The following is a 20,570-nucleotide window of genomic DNA, read 5'->3' as shown; positions in this document are numbered from 1 at the left end:
CCCTACCATAAAAATTCCGGACATAAAAAAAGCCGGCCCCTAAAGACCGGCTTTTTTGCAAAGGGGAGTTTACTTTAGTGTCCTGCACTACCTCCATTAAACTCCCCAAGATCTACAGTAATATCGCTGGGCGCATCGCTGGTGCCCAGTTCGAGTTCAGCGTCAAACTTAGGTGCAGCTTCGACCTCCTCAGCAGCTGAAGCTACGGCGGGACTCAATTCCCCGGACCTGAGACGCATCTCAGGGGAGTTCACCGCATCGACACCACTACTGTAAGGCTTCACAGCGCTAAAGATCGCAGGGTCTACATGACTGAAATCCTCTACCGCATTTTGAACTGCTGACTTGAGGCCCTGGGATGCCTGAGCACCGGCAACTGACTGCAGCTCGTCACCAGTGCTGGTAACCGTCGGGATCTGGCCAATAAAGTCAGGCTCATAGTAACTGACGGAATAGATATCCACTGTATTGGTGACATCCATGCGGAGAGGGTTAGTCGCCTCACCAATGATGGTCCACAACTCAGTTTCCGTTCCCAAGGTCACAGCGGATGCTGTGATATGGGTATCTCCATAAGTTTCAGCAGTCAGGGTGCCAAAGCTGGAGCTGGCCAGGGAAACTGTGCCCCGCCCTGCATCGATCTCGTCAATAACGAGATCCCCTGCAGCCTGCACACTGATATTGATATCCGCACCCGAGGTGGCAACAGCCAAGACACTCACATCTGTCTCAATATCTACATCGCCACCAACAACCAGTTCGGCACGATCAGCGGTCAGGCTGCCACCGATAGTATCTGTTGAGCTGCTGGTAACATAAATATCGCCCTCGCCATCGTAGCCCAACCGCATATCGCTGAACTGGAGCCCGGCACCATTTTTATTGAAGCTTTCAGATCTACTTCCACCATCTTCAAAATCAAATGCCCGATCGGTCAAGACGGTAATACTGTCAGAGGTGTTATCCAGGTATTCGAAGCCAGCAAAACTGAAGTTACCTACCTGATTGCCACTGTTATAAAGCTCCCAGGTCGCACCGGACAAGTTGTATTGGAAATCATCAGATCCGCCACCACCAGCAAGCTCTACTTCCTGGCCAATATCAGTTTCTACCGTCAAGAAATCATTGCCGGCACCAAGGGAAATACTGTCAATCACAGTGCCAGAGAAGGTGACGGTATCGCTGCCAGCTCCAGTATCAATCCCTGCGAGTTCACCACCATTTAAATTAAACTCGTCAGCACCTGAACCGGCAATAATAGACTCGATGCCAGTAATCGTGAGTGATGTTCCACCACTGGAAACAGTGTGTTCAGAGTCATTGATATCCCAGACAGTATCAATATCTGCACCGTAAACGGTATCTGTGCCGGAACCCGCAGCAACACTATCCAGGTTGGCAAAAGTTACTCCGCCAATCGTCATGGTATCCAGAGCGCTAAACTCATACTCACCATCGATATCCTGGCCAGTATAACTTCCCGCCCCTTCTACGAGTTCGAGGTTATCAAAGTAGACGGTCAGGCCATTAACTTCAGCCTCCACACTGCCTTCAACAAGGGAGTTGCCGGAGCTGGTCGAGGTCCAGGTAGCTCCATCTGCACTAACCGTGTCGCTACCACCTGCGCCATCCACAGTTTCCAGCCCACTGAAGTCGATGCCTGCAACGCTGATATCGCCATCGGAGTTGAGGGTAAAGTTATCGTCACTGTCTGTAGCCACCAAGGTGTCATTACTGCCCGAAGTATTCACTTCTTCAAGGCCAGTAAAACTGATACCTGCCGTTGCTAATGCCTGGTCACCCTGCAATTCGAACTGAGCAGAATCATGGGTGTTTGTCAGGATAGAAGTGGCCGCACTGGAAATGCTATAGAAAGACAGTGAGCCGGCATCTACTTGATTATCAACACCAGTTAAAGAAAGCCCATCGCTGTAGGCACTGGCATCCAAGCTGTCGTCACCGCCATTACCATCGACCGCAGACATGCCGGATACGGTCATGCCGTAAACTTCCACATCTGCATCAGACTGCAGCACAAATGCGTCATCGCCAGTTGTAGCAACCAAATCGGCATTTACGGCAGTAAGGTTCTCGATATTGCTAAAAGTGATACTGCTGTTAACAGCCTCGTTGTCAGCTCCCGTCAGGCTCCAATCAGCACCATCTGCACCGATAGCAGTATCGTTACCACCTAGAGCATTAATAGTGCTCAATCCGGTAAAGGCGATATCGTAGCTGGTCGCTGCATTATCCCCGTCTACAGTAAAGCTATCCGCTCCACTAGTGCCTGTTAACGCCGAAGTTACAGCGCTGACGATGCCATCAAAAGTCAGGCTACCTGCCGTTACTTGATTGTCAGTGCCGGTGAGCGCCAGACCATCACTATAGGCGCTGGCATCCAGGCTATCATTACCCCCCTGACCATAGACTGCCGACATGCCTGAGACCGTCATACTGTAGACTTCGATGTCTCCAGTCGATTGCAGTGCAAAGGCATCCGCATTGCTGCTTCCCTGCAGGTCGGCATTGGTAGCAATAAGTGTTTCTACGCTGCTAAAAGTAATTCCACTATTCGTAGCCTCACTATCATTGCCCGTCAGAGTCCAATCGGCACCATCAGCTCCTGTCACAGTATCTGCACCACCAGCTGCATCAATGCTGCTCAGGCCAGTAAAGGCAATATCATAGATGGTAGTGGCGTTATCACTATCTATAGTGAAATTATCCGAGCCGCTGGTTGCAGTTAACGTTGAACTCTCTGCACTGAAGATGCTATTGAATATCAGAGCACCAGATTCTGCAGTAACCTGGTTATTTACTCCTGTCAGGGCCAAGCCATCACTGTAAGCACTGGCATCCAGGCTGTCATTACCGCCATTGCCCTCGACCGAAGACATGCCAGAAACCGCTATGCCATAAGCTTCAACATCGGCATCCGATTGCAGAACAAAGTCATCAGCACCTGTAGTGCCAATCAAATCCGCATTCACGGCTGTGAGGCTATCTATATTACTAAAGGTAATACCGCTGCCAGTGGCCTGGTTATCTGAGCCCGTTAGAGTCCAATCTTCACCATCGGCACCGGTCACACTGTCTGTGCCAGTACCTGTATCAATTGTACTTACACCGGCAAAAACAATGTCATAACTGGTGACGGCGTTGTCACCATTCACAGTAATACTATCCGCACCGCTCGTACCGGTCAGTGTCGAAGCTACCGCGCTTGCAATACCATCAAAAGTCAGGGAGCCTGCCGCTACCTGATTAGAAGCGCCAGTAAGTTTCAATCCATCACTGTAGGAACTGGCATCTAAACTATCCCCGCCGCCGTTGCCGTCCACTGCGAACATACCAGAGATAGTCATATCGTAAACTTCAACATCACCACCAGACTGCAACACGAAGGCATCAGCACTTGTCGTACCGACCAATTCTGCATTCACAGTAGTCAGACTATCTACATTGCTAAAGATGATCCCGCTGCTCGCAGCCTGATTGTCTGTACCGCTCAAGGTCCAGTCAGCCCCATCGGCGCCGATCACACTATCCGTGCCGCCATCTGCATCCAAGGTGCTTACACCGGTAAAGGCAATATCGTAGCTAGAGATAGCATTATCGCCGTCGACGGTAAAGTTATCTGCGCCACTAGTACCGGTTAGCGATGATGTCACAGCACTCGCAATACTGCTGAACGCAAGAGAACCGGCAGTTACCTGGCCGTTACTGCCCGTCAGTGTCAACCCGTCGCTATAGGCGCTAGCGTCCAGACTATCATCACCGCCATTCCCGTCCACCGCAGACATACCGGAGACGTTCATACCGTAAACTTCGATATCACCAACAGACTGTAATACAAAGGTGTCAGCATTGGCCGTGCCGACAAGGTTGGCATTTACAGCAGTGATAGTTTCTACATTGCTGAAAGTAATACTACTGTTAGTGGCCTCATAATCATTGCCGGTTAAAGTCCAATCAGCACCACTTGCACCAGTGACACTGTCTGCCCCCTCTCCCGCGTCGATGCTGTTCAGACCCGTAAAGGCTATGCCATAAATAGTGGTTGCGTTATCACTGTCTACCGTAAAGTTATCTGAACCGTTAGTAGCAGTAAGTGTCGCGGTAGTCGCACTGAAAATACCGTCGAAGGTAAGAGTGCCAGACTCTGCCGTTACCTCGTTACTGGTTCCCGTCAGGGCTAATCCATCACTATAAGCACTGGCATTCAGACTATCGCTACCGCCATTACCTTCTACCGCCGACATGCCGGATACTGTCATGCCGTAAACTTCAACATCCCCATCAGACTGCAGAATGAAGGAGTCCGCACCCGCAGTACCAATTAAACTTGCATTGGTTGCTGTCAGGGCTTCCACGCTATTAAAGGTAATACCACTGCCAGTGGCTTGGTTATCTGTGCCGGTCAGAGTCCAGTTCTCGCCATTAGCACCGGTGACACTGTCAACATCACCACTACCGTCAATAGTGCTGACACTAGTGAAGGCGATGTTATAACTGGTAACTTCGTTATCACCATCAACCGTGAAGCTATCCGCACCACTGCTACCAGTCAGTGCAGAAGTCACTGCACTCACAATACCGTCAAAAGTCAGGCTTCCGGATTCGGCCGTAACTTGATTGTTAGTGCCTGTCAGTGCCAGGCCAGCGCTGTAAGCACTGGCATCCAGGGTGTCGTCACCGCTGTTACCGGCCACCTCGGACATGCCGGAAACCGTCATGCCATTGACTTCGACATCGCCAGCAGAGGTCAAAACGAAATCTTCTACATTGGCAGTGCCCTGAAGGTTGGCATTACTGGCCACCAGAGTTTCCACACCGCTAAAAGTAATTTCGCTACTTTCTGCTTCGTTATCGTTGGAGGTTAGAGTCCAATCTGCTCCAGTAGCACCGGTAACACTATCTGTACCATTGCCAGTATCAACCGTACTTACATTGGTAAAGGCAATTTCATAACTGGTAACTTCGTTATCACCGTTAACGGTAAAGCTATCTGCACCGCTGGTGCCGGTTAGAGTTGAGGTTGCTGCGCTAAAAATATCATTGAAAACTAAGCTGCCGGACTCAGCCGTAACTTGATAGTCCGTTCCTGTCAGAGCTAAACCATCGCTGTAAGCACTGGCATCCAGGCTGTCGCTACCGCCATTGCCTTCAACAGAAGACATACCGGAAATAGTCATGTTGTAGATGGCGACATCTGCATCCGATTGCAGCACAAAAGCATCTGCACTGGCTGTACCTACCAGGTTTGCATTTACCGCGGTTAGGATTTCTACATTGCTAAACGTAATGCCATTGTTAATAGCTTCATAGTTGGTGCCGGTTAAGGTCCAATCTTTACCATCAGCACCGATAACACTGTCATCACCACCCAGTGCATCCACACTGCTAATACTGCTAAACGCAATTTCATTCGCCGTCAGTGCATTGGTACCGGTGACTTCAAACGAATCATCACTACTTGATGCCTGCAGGCTACCTCCACTCACACTGTCGATATTGCTAAACAAAATCGAGTTTGTTGAGGCTTGATTATCTGTGCCGGTCAGGGTGACAACACTGAGTGCAGTAACGCTATCTGTGCCGTTACCCGCATCAACGGTGCTAACACCGGTGAAGGCAATTTCATAACTGGTAACTTCATTATCACCATCAACGGTAAAGCTATCCGCGCCGCTAGTACCCGTTAGAGCCGAAGTTACTGCGCTGGCAATATTATTGAAAACCAGGCTGCCGGATTCAGCTGTAACTTGATAGTCCGTTCCCGTCAGAGCTAATCCATCACTATAGGCACTGGCATCCAGACTATCGCTACCGCCATTACCATCTACCTCTGATATACCAGATATCAGCAGATCGTAAACTTCAATATCGGCATCAGACCGCAATACAAATTCATCGGCTCCAGCACTACCTAAGAGGTCAGAATTGGTCGCGGCGATACTCTCTATATCATTGAAAGTTATACTGCTGCTAATTGCCTCATTATCAGCACCAGTCAAAGTCCAGCTGGCACCATCTACACCAGTCACACTATCAGCGCCATTTCCCGCATCAACTGTGCTAACACCGGTGAAGGCAATTTCATAACTGGTAACTTCATTATCACCATCAATGGTAAAGCTATCCGCGCCGCTGGTACCCGTTAGAGCCGAAGTTACAGCGCTGGCAATGTCATTGAAAACCAGGTTGCCGGATTCAGCTGTAACTTGATAGTCCGTCCCCGTCAGGGCTAATCCATCACTATAAGCACTGGCATTCAGACTATCGCTACCGCCATTACCTTCTACCGCCGACATGCCGGATACTGTCATGCCGTAAACTTCAACATCCCCATCAGACTGCAGAATGAAGGAGTCCGCACCCGCAGTACCAATTAAACTTGCATTGGTTGCTGTCAGGGCTTCCACGCTATTAAAGGTAATACCACTGCCAGTGGCTTGGTTATCTGTGCCGGTCAGAGTCCAGTTCTCGCCATTAGCACCGGTGACACTGTCAACATCACCACTACCGTCAATAGTGCTGACACTAGTGAAGGCGATGTTATAACTGGTAACTTCGTTATCACCATCAACCGTGAAGCTATCCGCACCACTGCTACCAGTCAGTGCAGAAGTCACTGCACTCACAATACCGTCAAAAGTCAGGCTTCCGGATTCGGCCGTAACTTGATTGTTAGTGCCTGTCAGTGCCAGGCCAGCGCTGTAAGCACTGGCATCCAGGGTGTCGTCACCGCTGTTACCGGCCACCTCGGACATGCCGGAAACCGTCATGCCATTGACTTCGACATCGCCAGCAGAGGTCAAAACGAAATCTTCTACATTGGCAGTGCCCTGAAGGTTGGCATTACTGGCCACCAGAGTTTCCACACCGCTAAAAGTAATTTCGCTACTTTCTGCTTCGTTATCGTTGGAGGTTAGAGTCCAATCTGCTCCAGTAGCACCGGTAACACTATCTGTACCATTGCCAGTATCAACCGTACTTACATTGGTAAAGGCAATTTCATAACTGGTAACTTCGTTATCACCGTTAACGGTAAAGCTATCTGCACCGCTGGTGCCGGTTAGAGTTGAGGTTGCTGCGCTAAAAATATCATTGAAAACTAAGCTGCCGGACTCAGCCGTAACTTGATAGTCCGTTCCTGTCAGAGCTAAACCATCGCTGTAAGCACTGGCATCCAGGCTGTCGCTACCGCCATTGCCTTCAACAGAAGACATACCGGAAATAGTCATGTTGTAGATGGCGACATCTGCATCCGATTGCAGCACAAAAGCATCTGCACTGGCTGTGCCTACCAGGTTTGCATTTACCGCGGTTAGGATTTCTACATTGCTAAACGTAATGCCATTGTTAATAGCTTCATAGTTGGTGCCGGTTAAGGTCCAATCTTTACCATCAGCACCGATAACACTGTCATCACCACCCAGTGCATCCACACTGCTAATACTGCTAAACGCAATTTCATTCGCCGTCAGTGCATTGGTACCGGTGACTTCAAACGAGTCATCACTACTTGATGCCTGCAGGCTACCTCCACTCACACTGTCGATATTGCTAAACAAAATCGAGTTTGTTGTGGCTTGATTATCTGTACCGGTCAGGGTGACAACACTGAGTGCAGTAACGCTATCTGTGCCGTTACCCGCATCAACGGTGCTAACACCGGTGAAGGCAATTTCATAACTGGTAACTTCATTATCACCATCAACGGTAAAGCTATCCGCGCCGCTAGTACCCGTTAGAGCTGAAGTTACAGCGCTGGCAATGTCATTGAAAACCAGGTTGCCGGATTCAGCTGTAACTTGATAGTCCGTCCCCGTCAGGGCTAATCCATCACTATAAGCACTGGCATTCAGACTATCGCTACCGCCATTACCTTCTACCGCCGACATGCCGGATACTGTCATGCCGTAAACTTCAACATCCGCATCAGACTGCAGAATGAAGGAGTCCGCACCCGCAGTACCAACCAAACTTGCATTGGTTGCTGTCAGGGCTTCCACGCTATTAAAGGTAATACCACTGCCAGTGGCTTGGTTATCTGTGCCGGTCAGAGTCCAGTTCTCGCCATTAGCACCGGTGACACTGTCAACATCACCACTACCGTCAATAGTGCTGACATTAGTGAAGGCGATGTTATAACTGGTAACTTCGTTATCACCATCAACCGTGAAGCTATCCGCACCACTGCTACCAGTCAGTGCAGAAGTCACTGCACTCACAATACCGTCAAAAGTCAGGCTTCCGGATTCGGCCGTAACTTGATTGTTAGTGCCTGTCAGTGCCAGGCCAGCGCTGTAAGCACTGGCATCCAGGGTGTCGTCACCGCTGTTACCGGCCACCTCGGACATGCCGGAAACCGTCATGCCATTGACTTCGACATCGCCAGCAGAGGTCAAAACGAAATCTTCTACATTGGCAGTGCCCTGAAGGTTGGCATTACTGGCCACCAGAGTTTCCACACCGCTAAAAGTAATTTCGCTACTTTCTGCTTCGTTATCGTTGGAGGTTAGAGTCCAATCTGCTCCAGTAGCACCGGTAACACTATCTGTACCATTGCCAGTATCAACCGTACTTACATTGGTAAAGGCAATTTCATAACTGGTAACTTCGTTATCACCGTTAACGGTAAAGCTATCTGCACCGCTGGTGCCGGTTAGAGTTGAGGTTGCTGCGCTAAAAATATCATTGAAAACTAAGCTGCCGGACTCAGCCGTAACTTGATAGTCCGTTCCTGTCAGAGCTAAACCATCGCTGTAAGCACTGGCATCCAGGCTGTCGCTACCGCCATTGCCTTCAACAGAAGACATACCGGAAATAGTCATGTTGTAGATGGCGACATCTGCATCCGATTGCAGCACAAAAGCATCTGCACTGGCTGTACCTACCAGGTTTGCATTTACCGCGGTTAGGATTTCTACATTGCTAAACGTAATGCCATTGTTAATAGCTTCATAGTTGGTGCCGGTTAAGGTCCAATCTTTACCATCAGCACCGATAACACTGTCATCACCACCCAGTGCATCCACACTGCTAATACTGCTAAACGCAATTTCATTCGCCGTCAGTGCATTGGTACCGGTGACTTCAAACGAATCATCACCACTTGATGCCTGCAGGCTACCTCCACTCACACTGTCGATATTGCTAAACAAAATCGAATTTGTTGAGGCTTGATTATCTGTGCCGGTCAGGGTGACAACACTGAGTGCAGTAACGCTATCTGTGCCGTTACCCGCATCAACGGTGCTAACACCGGTGAAAGCAATTTCATAACTAGTAACTTCATTATCACCATCAACGGTAAAGCTATCCGCGCCGCTAGTACCCGTTAGAGCCGAAGTTACTGCGCTGGCAATGTCATTGAAAACCAGATTGCCGGATTCAGCTGTAACTTGATAGTCCGTCCCGGTCAGGGCTAATCCGTCACTATAAGCACTGGCATTCAGACTATCGCTACCACCATTACCTTCTACCGCCGACATGCCGGAAACTGTCATGCCGTAAACTTCAACATCCGCATCAGACTGCAGAATGAAGGAGTCCGCACCCGCAGTACCAACCAAACTTGCATTGGTTGCTGTTAGGGCTTCTACGCTGCTAAAGGTAATGCCACTGCCAGTGGCTTGGTAATCTGTGCCGGTTAAAATCCAGTTTTGACCACTAAGACCAGTAACGCTATCGACACCACCCTTCGCATCGATATCGCCAGAAAAGCCACTGAAGCTGATATCGTTAGCAGTAACACTGGTACTGCTGGTCACTACGAAGGTATCTGCATTATCAGACCCCTCCAGGCTACCGCCCGTCACACTGTCGATGCCAAGAAAATCGATCGAGTTGGTTGTAGCTTCATTACCCGTCCCGGTTAGAGTTACAACGCTCTGCGCCACAACACTATCAGAACCGGATCCCGCATCGACTGTGTTTACACCGATGAAGGCAATTTCATAACTGCTAACTTCGTTATCACCGTTAACGGTAAAGCTATCTGCACCGCTGGTGCCGGTTAGAGTTGAGGTTGCTGCGCTAAAAATATCATTGAAAACTAAGCTGCCGGACTCAGCCGTAACTTGATAGTCCGTTCCTGTCAGAGCTAAACCATCGCTGTAAGCACTGGCATCCAGGCTGTCGCTACCGCCATTGCCTTCAACAGAAGACATACCGGAAATAGTCATGTTGTAGATGGCGACATCTGCATCCGATTGCAGCACAAAAGCATCTGCACTGGCTGTGCCTACCAGGTTTGCATTTACCGCGGTTAGGATTTCTACATTGCTAAACGTAATGCCATTGTTAATAGCTTCATAGTTGGTGCCGGTTAAGGTCCAATCTTTACCATCAGCACCGATAACACTGTCATCACCACCCAGTGCATCCACACTGCTAATACTGCTAAACGCAATTTCATTCGCCGTCAGTGCATTGGTACCGGTGACTTCAAACGAGTCATCACTACTTGATGCCTGCAGGCTACCTCCACTCACACTGTCGATATTGCTAAACAAAATCGAGTTTGTTGTGGCTTGATTATCTGTACCGGTCAGGGTGACAACACTGAGTGCAGTAACGCTATCTGTGCCGTTACCCGCATCAACGGTGCTAACACCGGTGAAGGCAATTTCATAACTGGTAACTTCATTATCACCATCAACGGTAAAGCTATCCGCGCCGCTAGTACCCGTTAGAGCTGAAGTTACAGCGCTGGCAATGTCATTGAAAACCAGGTTGCCGGATTCAGCTGTAACTTGATAGTCCGTCCCCGTCAGGGCTAATCCATCACTATAAGCACTGGCATTCAGACTATCGCTACCGCCATTACCTTCTACCGCCGACATGCCGGATACTGTCATGCCGTAAACTTCAACATCCGCATCAGACTGCAGAATGAAGGAGTCCGCACCCGCAGTACCAACCAAACTTGCATTGGTTGCTGTCAGGGCTTCCACGCTATTAAAGGTAATACCACTGCCAGTGGCTTGGTTATCTGTGCCGGTCAGAGTCCAGTTCTCGCCATTAGCACCGGTGACACTGTCAACATCACCACTACCGTCAATAGTGCTGACATTAGTGAAGGCGATGTTATAACTGGTAACTTCGTTATCACCATCAACCGTGAAGCTATCCGCACCACTGCTACCAGTCAGTGCAGAAGTCACTGCACTCACAATACCGTCAAAAGTCAGGCTTCCGGATTCGGCCGTAACTTGATTGTTAGTGCCTGTCAGTGCCAGGCCAGCGCTGTAAGCACTGGCATCCAGGGTGTCGTCACCGCTGTTACCGGCCACCTCGGACATGCCGGAAACCGTCATGCCATTGACTTCGACATCGCCAGCGGAGGTCAAAACGAAGTCTTCTACATTGGCAGTGCCCTGAAGGTTGGCACTACTGGCCACCAGAGTTTCCACACCGCTAAAAGTAATTTCGCTACTTTCTGCTTCGTTATCGTTGGAGGTTAGAGTCCAATCTACTCCAGTAGCACCGGTAACACTATCTGTACCATTGCCAGTATCGACCGTACTTACATCGGTAAAGGCGATGCCATTGGCCGTAACCGCATTATCTCCATTTACGGTAAAGCTTTCGTCGTCACTGGTACCAGTAAGTAGAGAGGTCACGGCACTCACAATACCGCTAAAATTGAGAGACCCAGCGGTGACTTTATTCGCTGTGTCAGTAAGGGTCAGGCCAGCCGTATAAGCACTGGCATCCAAGGTGTCATCACCGTTATTGCCAACCACCTCGGACATACCGGAAACGGTCATGCCATTAACTTCGACATTGCCACCGGAGGTCAAAACGAATTCTTCTACACTGGCGGTACCCTGAAGACTGGCACTGTTGGCCACCAAGGTTTCCACATCACTAAAAGTAATACCGCTACTAGTTTCAGCTTCGTTATCGTTAGAGGTCAGAGTCCAGCTTTCACCGCTGGCGCCTGTAACACTATCATTGCCACCTGCGGCATCAATAGCGCTAAACCCTGCCGTATTTTCCACACTGATCCCATTGGCAGTGACTTCTGTAGTACTCACCACTACAAAGGTATCGTCATTTGCAGAGCCTACAAGGCTGCCACCAGCACTGATACTGTCAATATCGCTGAAAGTAATTAAGCTAGAGATCGCTTCATTGCTGGTACCTGTCAGGGTCACCGTGCCAACTGTGGTAACGCTATCGCTGCCCGTTCCTCCATCGACCGTACTTACATCGGTAAAGGCGATGCCATTGGCCGTAACCGCATTATCTCCATTTACGGTAAAGCTTTCGTCGTCACTGGTACCAGTAAGTAGAGAGGTCACGGCACTCACAATACCGCTAAAATTGAGAGACCCAGCGGTGACTTTATTCGCTGTGTCAGTAAGGGTCAGGCCAGCCGTATAAGCACTGGCATCCAAGGTGTCATTACCGCCATTGCCAACCACCTCAGACATACCGGAAACGGTCATGCCATTAACTTCGACATCGCCACCGGAAGTCAAAACAAATTCTTCTACACTGGCAGTACCTTGAAGATTGGCACTGCTAGCCACCAGGGTTTCTACATCAGTAAAAGTAATGCCGTTATTAGTCGCCTCATTAGCACTGCTTCCCAGTGTCCAGTCTTCTCCACTAACCCCAGTAACACTATCTGTGCCACCCATTGCATCAACACTGTCTATATCGCTGAATGCAATCTGATTAGCCTTCAGGGATTCAAAGCCAGTTACCTCAAAGGTATCGTCCCCTGACGAAGCCTCCAGGCTACCCCCACTAACACTTTCAATATCGCTGAAAGTAATTAGGCTTGAAGTCGCTTCATAGTCAGTTCCTGTCAGAACCACTGTGTCGATCGCAGTGAGACTATCACTACCCGTGCCTGCATCAACTGTATCCACTTCAGTGAAGCTGATACCTGCGGCATTCAAGGCATTATTACCAGTGACTGTGAAACTATCTGCACCACTAGTACCGATAAGTGCTGAAGAAACCGCATCAGTAATGTTGTAAAACACTAATGTGTCGGCGATGACCTTATTATCCGTGTCGGTGAGTGTCAGGCCATCATCAAAACTCTTGGCATCTAGGGTGTCACTACCATCGTTGCCAAACACTTCGGACATACCGGAAACAGTCATGCCATTGACTTCGACATCGCCAGCAGAGGTCAAAACGAAGTCTTCTACATTGGCAGTACCCTGAAGGTTGGCACTACTGGCCACCAGAGTTTCCACACCGCTAAAAGTAATTTCGCTACTTTCTGCTTCGTTATCGTTGGAGGTTAGAGTCCAATCTGCTCCAGTAGCACCGGTAACACTATCTGTGCCATTGCCAGTATCAACCGTACTTACATCAGTAAAAGCGATACCATTAGCCGTAACCGCATTGTCTCCATTTACGGTAAAACTCTCGTCGTCACTGGTACCGGTGAGCAGGGAGGTCACGGCACTCACAATGCCGCTAAAGTTGAGAGAACCAGTCGTGACTTTATTCGCTGTGTCAGTAAGAGTCAGGCCAGCACTATAAGCACTGGCATCCAGGGTGTCGTCACCGCTGTTACCAGCTACCTCGGACATGCCGGAAACGGTCATGCCATTGACTTCGACATCGCCAGCGGAGGTCAAAACGAAGTCTTCTACATTGGCAGTGCCCTGAAGGTTGGCACTACTGGCCACCAGAGTTTCCACACCGCTAAAAGTAATTTCGCTACTTTCTGCTTCGTTATCGTTGGAGGTTAGAGTCCAATCTACTCCAGTAGCACCGGTAACACTATCTGTACCATTGCCAGTATCGACCGTACTTACATCGGTAAAGGCGATGCCATTGGCCGTAACCGCATTATCTCCATTTACGGTAAAGCTTTCGTCGTCACTGGTACCAGTAAGTAGAGAGGTCACGGCACTCACAATACCGCTAAAATTGAGAGACCCAGCGGTGACTTTATTCGCTGTGTCAGTAAGGGTCAGGCCAGCCGTATAAGCACTGGCATCCAAGGTGTCATCACCGTTATTGCCAACCACCTCGGACATACCGGAAACGGTCATGCCATTAACTTCGACATTGCCACCGGAGGTCAAAACGAATTCTTCTACACTGGCAGTACCCTGAAGACTGGCACTGTTGGCCACCAAGGTTTCCACATCACTAAAAGTAATACCGCTACTAGTTTCAGCTTCGTTATCGTTAGAGGTCAGAGTCCAGCTTTCACCGCTGGCGCCTGTAACACTATCATTGCCACCTGCGGCATCAATAGCGCTAAACCCTGCCGTATTTTCCACACTGATTTCATTGGCAGTGATTTCTGTATCGCTTATCACGACAAAGGTATCGTCATTTTCAGAGCCTGTGAGGCTGCCGCTAGTGCTGATACTGTCAATATCGCTGAAAGTAATTAAGCTAGAGATCGCTTCATTGCTGGTACCTGTCAGGGTCACCGTGCTAGCCGTGGTAACGCTATCGCTGCCCGTTCCTCCATCGACCGTACTTACATCGGTAAAGGCGATGCCATTGGCCGTAACCGCATTATCTCCATTTACGGTAAAGCTTTCGTCGCCACTGGTACCAGTGAGTAGAGAGGTCACGGCACTCACAATACCGCTAAAATTGAGAGACCCAGCGGTGACTTTATTCGCTGTGTCAGTAAGGGTCAGGCCAGCCGTATAAGCACTGGCATTCAAGGTGTCATCACCGTTATTGCCAACCACCTCGGACATACCGGAAACGGTCATGCCATTAACTTCGACATTGCCACCGGAGGTCAAAACGAATTCTTCTACACTGGCAGTACCCTGAAGACTGGCACTGTTGGCCACCAAGGTTTCCACATCACTAAAAGTAATACCGCTACTAGTTTCAGCTTCGTTATCGTTAGAGGTCAGAGTCCAGCTTTCACCGCTGGCGCCTGTAACACTATCATTGCCACCTGCGGCATCAATAGCGCTAAACCCTGCCGTATTTTCCACACTGATTCCATTGGCAGTGACTTCTGTAGTACTCACCACTACAAAGGTATCGTCATTTTCAGAGCCTGTGAGGCTGCCGCTAGTGCTGATACTGTCAATATCGCTGAAAGTAATTAAGCTAGAGATCGCTTCATTGCTGGTACCTGTCAGGGTCACCGTGCTAGCCGTGGTAACGCTATCGCTGCCCGTTCCTCCATCGACCGTAATTACATCGGTAAAGGCGATGCCATTGGCCGTAACCGCATTATCTCCATTTACGGTAAAGCTTTCGTCGCCACTGGTACCAGTGAGTAGAGAGGTCACGGCACTCACAATACCGCTAAAATTGAGAGACCCAGCGGTGACTTTATTCGCTGTGTCAGTAAGGGTCAGGCCAGCCGTATAAGCACTGGCATTCAAGGTGTCATCACCGTTATTGCCAACCACCTCGGACATACCGGAAACGGTCATGCCATTAACTTCGACATTGCCACCGGAGGTCAAAACGAATTCTTCTACACTGGCAGTACCCTGAAGACTGGCACTGTTGGCCACCAAGGTTTCCACATCACTAAAAGTAATACCGCTACTAGTTTCAGCTTCGTTATCGTTAGAGGTCAGAGTCCAGCTTTCACCGCTGGCGCCTGTAACACTATCATTGCCACCTGCGGCATCAATAGCGCTAAACCCTGCCGTATTTTCCACACTGATTTCATTGGCAGTGATTTCTGTATCGCTTATCACGACAAAGGTATCGTCATTTTCAGAGCCTGTGAGGCTGCCGCTAGTGCTGATACTGTCAATATCGCTGAAAGTAATTAAGCTAGAGATCGCTTCATTGCTGGTACCTGTCAGGGTCACCGTGCTAGCTGTGGTAACACTATCGCTGCCCGTTCCTCCATCGACCGTGCTTACATCGGTAAAGGCAATACCGTTCACCGTGACCGCATTATCACTATTCACGGTGAAACTTTCGTTACCACTAGTGCCGGTCAGCGTTAAGGTCTCTGCGTCAGTAATTCCTTTAAAGAGCAAAGAGCCAGCAGTAACCTGGCTAGATTCGCCATTGAGGGCTAAACCAGCATCAAAAGCTGTAGCATCAAGAGTGTCATCGCCACTTCTGCCGCGTACCTCAGTCATACCTGAAACGGTCATGCCATTGACTGCGACATCACCGCCTGAGGTCAGAACGAACTCTTCTATACCAGAGGTACCCCGTAGATAGGTATTAGTAGCCTCCAGGATTTCTACATCGCTAAAAGTAATATCGCTACTTTCAGCTTCGTTATCGTTGGAGGTCAGAGTCCACCTTTCACCATCCTCTCCAATAACATTGTCTTCACCACCTGCGGCATTAATAGCGCTAAACCCTGCCGTATTTTCCACACTAATTTCATTGGCAGTGATTTCTGTATCGCTTATCACGACAAAGGTATCGTCATTTTCAGAGCCTGTGAGGCTGCCGCTAGTGCTGATACTGTCAATATTACTAAACGTAATTAAGCTCGTTTCGGCTTCGTTATCCACTCCTGTCAGGGTCGTAGCATCGATCGCAACGATACTATTATCACCGCCACCTAAATCGACCTCTTCAACGCTATTGAAAGAAAGAGTATCGAGCGTAAATGCATTATCACCAGTGATGGTTATTGCATTATCACTATCTGACAAAGTGAAAATATCAGTGCCGGTTCCACCTGTAACTGTACCTGTACCTGTTACAAAAATATCACCTAACGTATTGGTAGTATTAGAGCCCGTTTGATAACCCACATTCAATAGAAAGTCGGCAGCTGAGATGGTGGCAGAATTGGTAAATGCCCCACCAACCTTCACATCAAGCAGACCAGCATCAAAAGCTATATTTCCGGCGTTCGTGAAATCTCCTCCCGCCAAAATTTCAAGTCCGCCTGCTGTATCATTAGTAATGCTATATCCACTTTCAATTAATACATTACTATAAGAGTTCAGAGTAAGTGTGGTGTCTTCATCCCAATCGATATCAGCGAGAACTCGAATACCGTCAGAAAAATCACTTGTAGTAGGGTCTGCCGGAGTCACGCTTCCATCAGGACCGCTTCCGGAATCTTCATCGGTTAGCAGAATTTCTACGTCAGAACCGCTAAGGGCAGTCACTAGAGAAGTTACTGAAATACAGTTTGCTGAGGAACAGTCACCTTCAATAATATCCATCCAGCCTGGATCTAACAGCCAGAGACCATTCTCCCCATCGCCATGGCTAAGGGTAGAGATAGACATATTCCCTTCATCCAGATCCAGATAGATCTTGCCAGAAGTTTCTATCAAACCACCATCACCGCCATCTGTCCCTGACTCCGCAAGAACTGTACCGCCAAACTTTGTGGTGACATCGGACCAAACAATGACAGTACCGCCATCGGCGTTACCAACGCCACTAGCATCGATATAAGCGTCCGCTGTAACCGTAGTTGTTTCAGCATTGCGAATATCAACGTTATTTCCTTGATAATCTCCACCAATAAGGACTTTGCCACCAGAGGAAGTGCCACTAGCATTAATATTCCCGCTGACAATGACTTCATCACCTAAAACAGCAACATCACCACCATTGCCAGAGTCAGCCGCTACTGAAATATCTCCGCGGAGCTCGGCAAAATCGCCCTCCAATACAACCTCACCACCAGCGCTACCTGATGCATCTAGGGTTCCGTTACTAACAACACCAGAGCCAGAACCAAATAGACGAATCTTTCCACCACTGGTATCGATACCACGCGCGGTAATCGTACCCTCATTGTTCACTGCAGCAGTAAACAAGTCACCGGACACGCTGGCTTCCATTAAAACCTGAGCGCCTTCAATGGCTCCTTCATTTAATACAGCACTGTCAAGTCCTAGGTCATTTTCCATAACCTCTTTGGTGACTTTGATACCTATCATTCCATCGGCATCAAAAGTTAATAAGGCTTCATCGGCTGCTGCCAAGCTGACGAGCTCAGCACTGATCAAGCCGGTAGACGAGTTTGTAACCTGCTTACCTACCAGGATCGCGCTGGATGCATTAATTACTCCGCGGTTAACAACAACACCAGAAGAACCCGACTCACCTTTAAAGGCAAAATCACCATTCATAAAGTCTTCTGGGCTCATATCAAGCCCAGAAGCGGTTATAGCGCCGACATTAACTGTGGCTGTTTCAGTAAAAAGAACTCCTCGCGGATTCACCAGGATAACGTGTCCGTTGGCCTCTATCGCACCTTGAATGGTAGTGACATCCTGATCCAGAATTCGGTTAAGTACGATAGAAGAGGAGTCCGGCTGTAGGAATTGGATCAGCTCTTCTTCGCTTAAGTTAAAAGAATCCCAGTCAATTGATAACAGGTCTGTTACCTGATCAACCGTTGTTGTAGCCCCGTCAACATCAATAGTGCCGCTACCGCCGGTTACCACTCCGCCTTCAGGTCCGGCATGAACAATCGGACTAATTAGCCCTGCAAACAGACCAGCATAGGCAAAACTTGACACCTTAATGGCACTTGCTAATTTTCTTAACTCAAGCTTTTTGTTTTTGGCTTTCATACCAGCACCTTGCGAAGAGGAACCTTGCTACTTATAGGTTTCTAGGAAACAGTATTTGTTCAGTTATAAAAAACGGAGAAATCAGCGTAGACGGTGGGTTCGTCTTTACCAATTGCTATATTCGTTATCGAGGAACTCGACATAATTGGCCAGGCTACAGAGACCTTACTCGAGAAGCTGTCACTCCAATTCATCTTAAACAGCATTCCGCCTCCAGAAAATCGAGCCCAATCATCCTCAAGGGAATCTTCATAATTATTTACATAGCCATATCCAACATCAGCGATCAGTGCAACTTGGAAAATATCATTCAAACGCTGATTGAACAGAATTGGATTCATGAACTCAGGAAAATTGACATACCACTCTGCGGAAACGACGGCTCCCATATCAGCAGAAAAATCTCTTGCAGAGAAAGCACGCACGCCATTAGCACCACCGAGAGACAATTGCTCAAATCCAGGAAGGCTGCTTTCACTATACTGTGCTCTTCCTTTTACGATCAGCCTTGAATGGTCATCAGTAAAGGGCATTGGAAGGAAGATCAGAGAGCTGGTATTAATTGCCAACTTATTAAATTCATCTCCCCTTCCTTCCTCAACCGTATTTTGATGCTCACCATACTGCGCGGTCGCACTCAATATATTCAGCATGGAAAGGAAACCATTAGAGAGACTATCCATATAGACACCGACTTCACCCCCATAGACGTGATCGCTGGTGAACTCAATAATCCCTTCCAAATCTGATTTCTTTTCTGTTAGGCCAAAGGAACCTGTGAAGTTAAAATCCCTTGAACGCCGAAATTTATGATCTAAAGACAGCGCGTAACTTTTGTTTACACCCGAAATTTCCAGTAAGTTAATTACGTTATCGTCATCTTCTTCATCAAAAAGATTAAACTCATTGTGATCTGCAGATATTTCCAGTCGAGTGCGTGGGCCAAATAAAGGAAAACTATACCTAAACTGTCCGAGGTCAGAGCCATAATAGCTGTTAGACCCTGGATTTGACTTTAGGTACCCTAAAGTTAAAGCATCACCGATTCCTAGAGGATTCAACCAGTCTACGGTTGCATAAACCCTTTCACTACCGGTATATAGAGAACCGTGATTATCAGCTCTAAATGAAGCGCGCCAGGAATCCGACTCACGTACTTTTAAATTAAGCTTGGTTTCACCGGGGTTGTCGCCCGCACTAAAGTAGCCGGTAACGTTTAAGCCTGGCAAGTCATTAAGTAAATATAACCCTTCCTCGATATTCTCGTGATTTACCAGATGGCCACGCTGATCTTCAAAGGGTTCTGCCAGTTTTTCGTCTGTGTACTCTTCGTTATCTTCAGCAACAACCTGCCCTAGAAGCCCCTCCTGTACCGTAAGAGTGACCACTCCATTTTCTACGTCTTGAGCGGGAATTTGCACTTGGGCCAAAAACAGCCCCTGGCGACGATAGAAGCTTGTCAATTCAGCAGCAATCTCTTCGAGATCGCCATAGCTTAAGCCTCTCTCTTTATTTTGTTTTTCAATTACACTTACCAGCTTCTTAAGCTCAGCAGGCCCCAAGCCACCAGGATTAAATTGAGCATTCATATTGCCCAGTAATATTGCCAGCTCTTCCAGGTTGTCTACGGTATAACCGCTAGCGAGGATTTGATCCTCTTTCATAAATTTAGCCCGAAGTTCCTCTGCCATTTCCTCTACGGTTTCCCGGGAAATACCAAATTCGGGATACTCTTCTAAGCGATGAAACTTAAATTCTTTTACAGTAATCCGCGGCCCCTGATTTCTCTGAGAGATTTCAGGAATTTCTGTATTTAAGTTGGGGTCTTCAGCTTCATAAGTACGCTGGAGAAAGTCTTGGGTTACATCCACTTCATTAATAGTAGACGTATCCTGATTAAAAGCTTCCCGCACTCGGTTGCGAAAACTAGATCCATCCTCCTGGGCAAAAGCCGGTACTTGCGATACAAGAAAGCCAGCACCTACAAATAATGCCAACTTACTTTTTCCTAGCCCAAGCATATTTCCCCCAGTTTTAATCTCTTAATCTTTAATCTAACCAACTCAACTATCG

2 protein-coding genes are annotated in these 20,570 nt (G+C 48.3%); both read right to left on the bottom strand.

The features are described 5' to 3' along the window. Window positions 1-74: 74 nt before the first annotated feature. Window positions 75-18,497 carry a filamentous hemagglutinin N-terminal domain-containing protein gene (locus tag ACJJIM_RS21880; protein WP_444911965.1) on the bottom strand — a complete coding sequence of 6,141 codons (18,423 nt, stop codon included), beginning with the start codon at window positions 18,495-18,497 and terminating at the stop codon, window positions 75-77. Between the two features lie 59 nt (window positions 18,498-18,556). Beyond that, window positions 18,557-20,494 carry a ShlB/FhaC/HecB family hemolysin secretion/activation protein gene (locus tag ACJJIM_RS21875; protein WP_413664129.1) on the bottom strand — a complete coding sequence of 646 codons (1,938 nt, stop codon included), beginning with the start codon at window positions 20,492-20,494 and terminating at the stop codon, window positions 18,557-18,559. Window positions 20,495-20,570 lie beyond the last annotated feature (76 nt).

This window comes from Microbulbifer maximicatervae (SeqCode) (assembly GCF_052467615.1).
Note: the sequence above shows the minus strand (reverse complement) of the source record. Positions and strands in the feature narration are given on the sequence as shown.

Coding starts and splice junctions, on each gene's coding strand:
- ACJJIM_RS21880 (WP_444911965.1), bottom strand. CDS start 18,497: ATGAAAGCCAAAAACAAAAAGCTTGAGTTAAGAAAATTAGCAAGTGCC.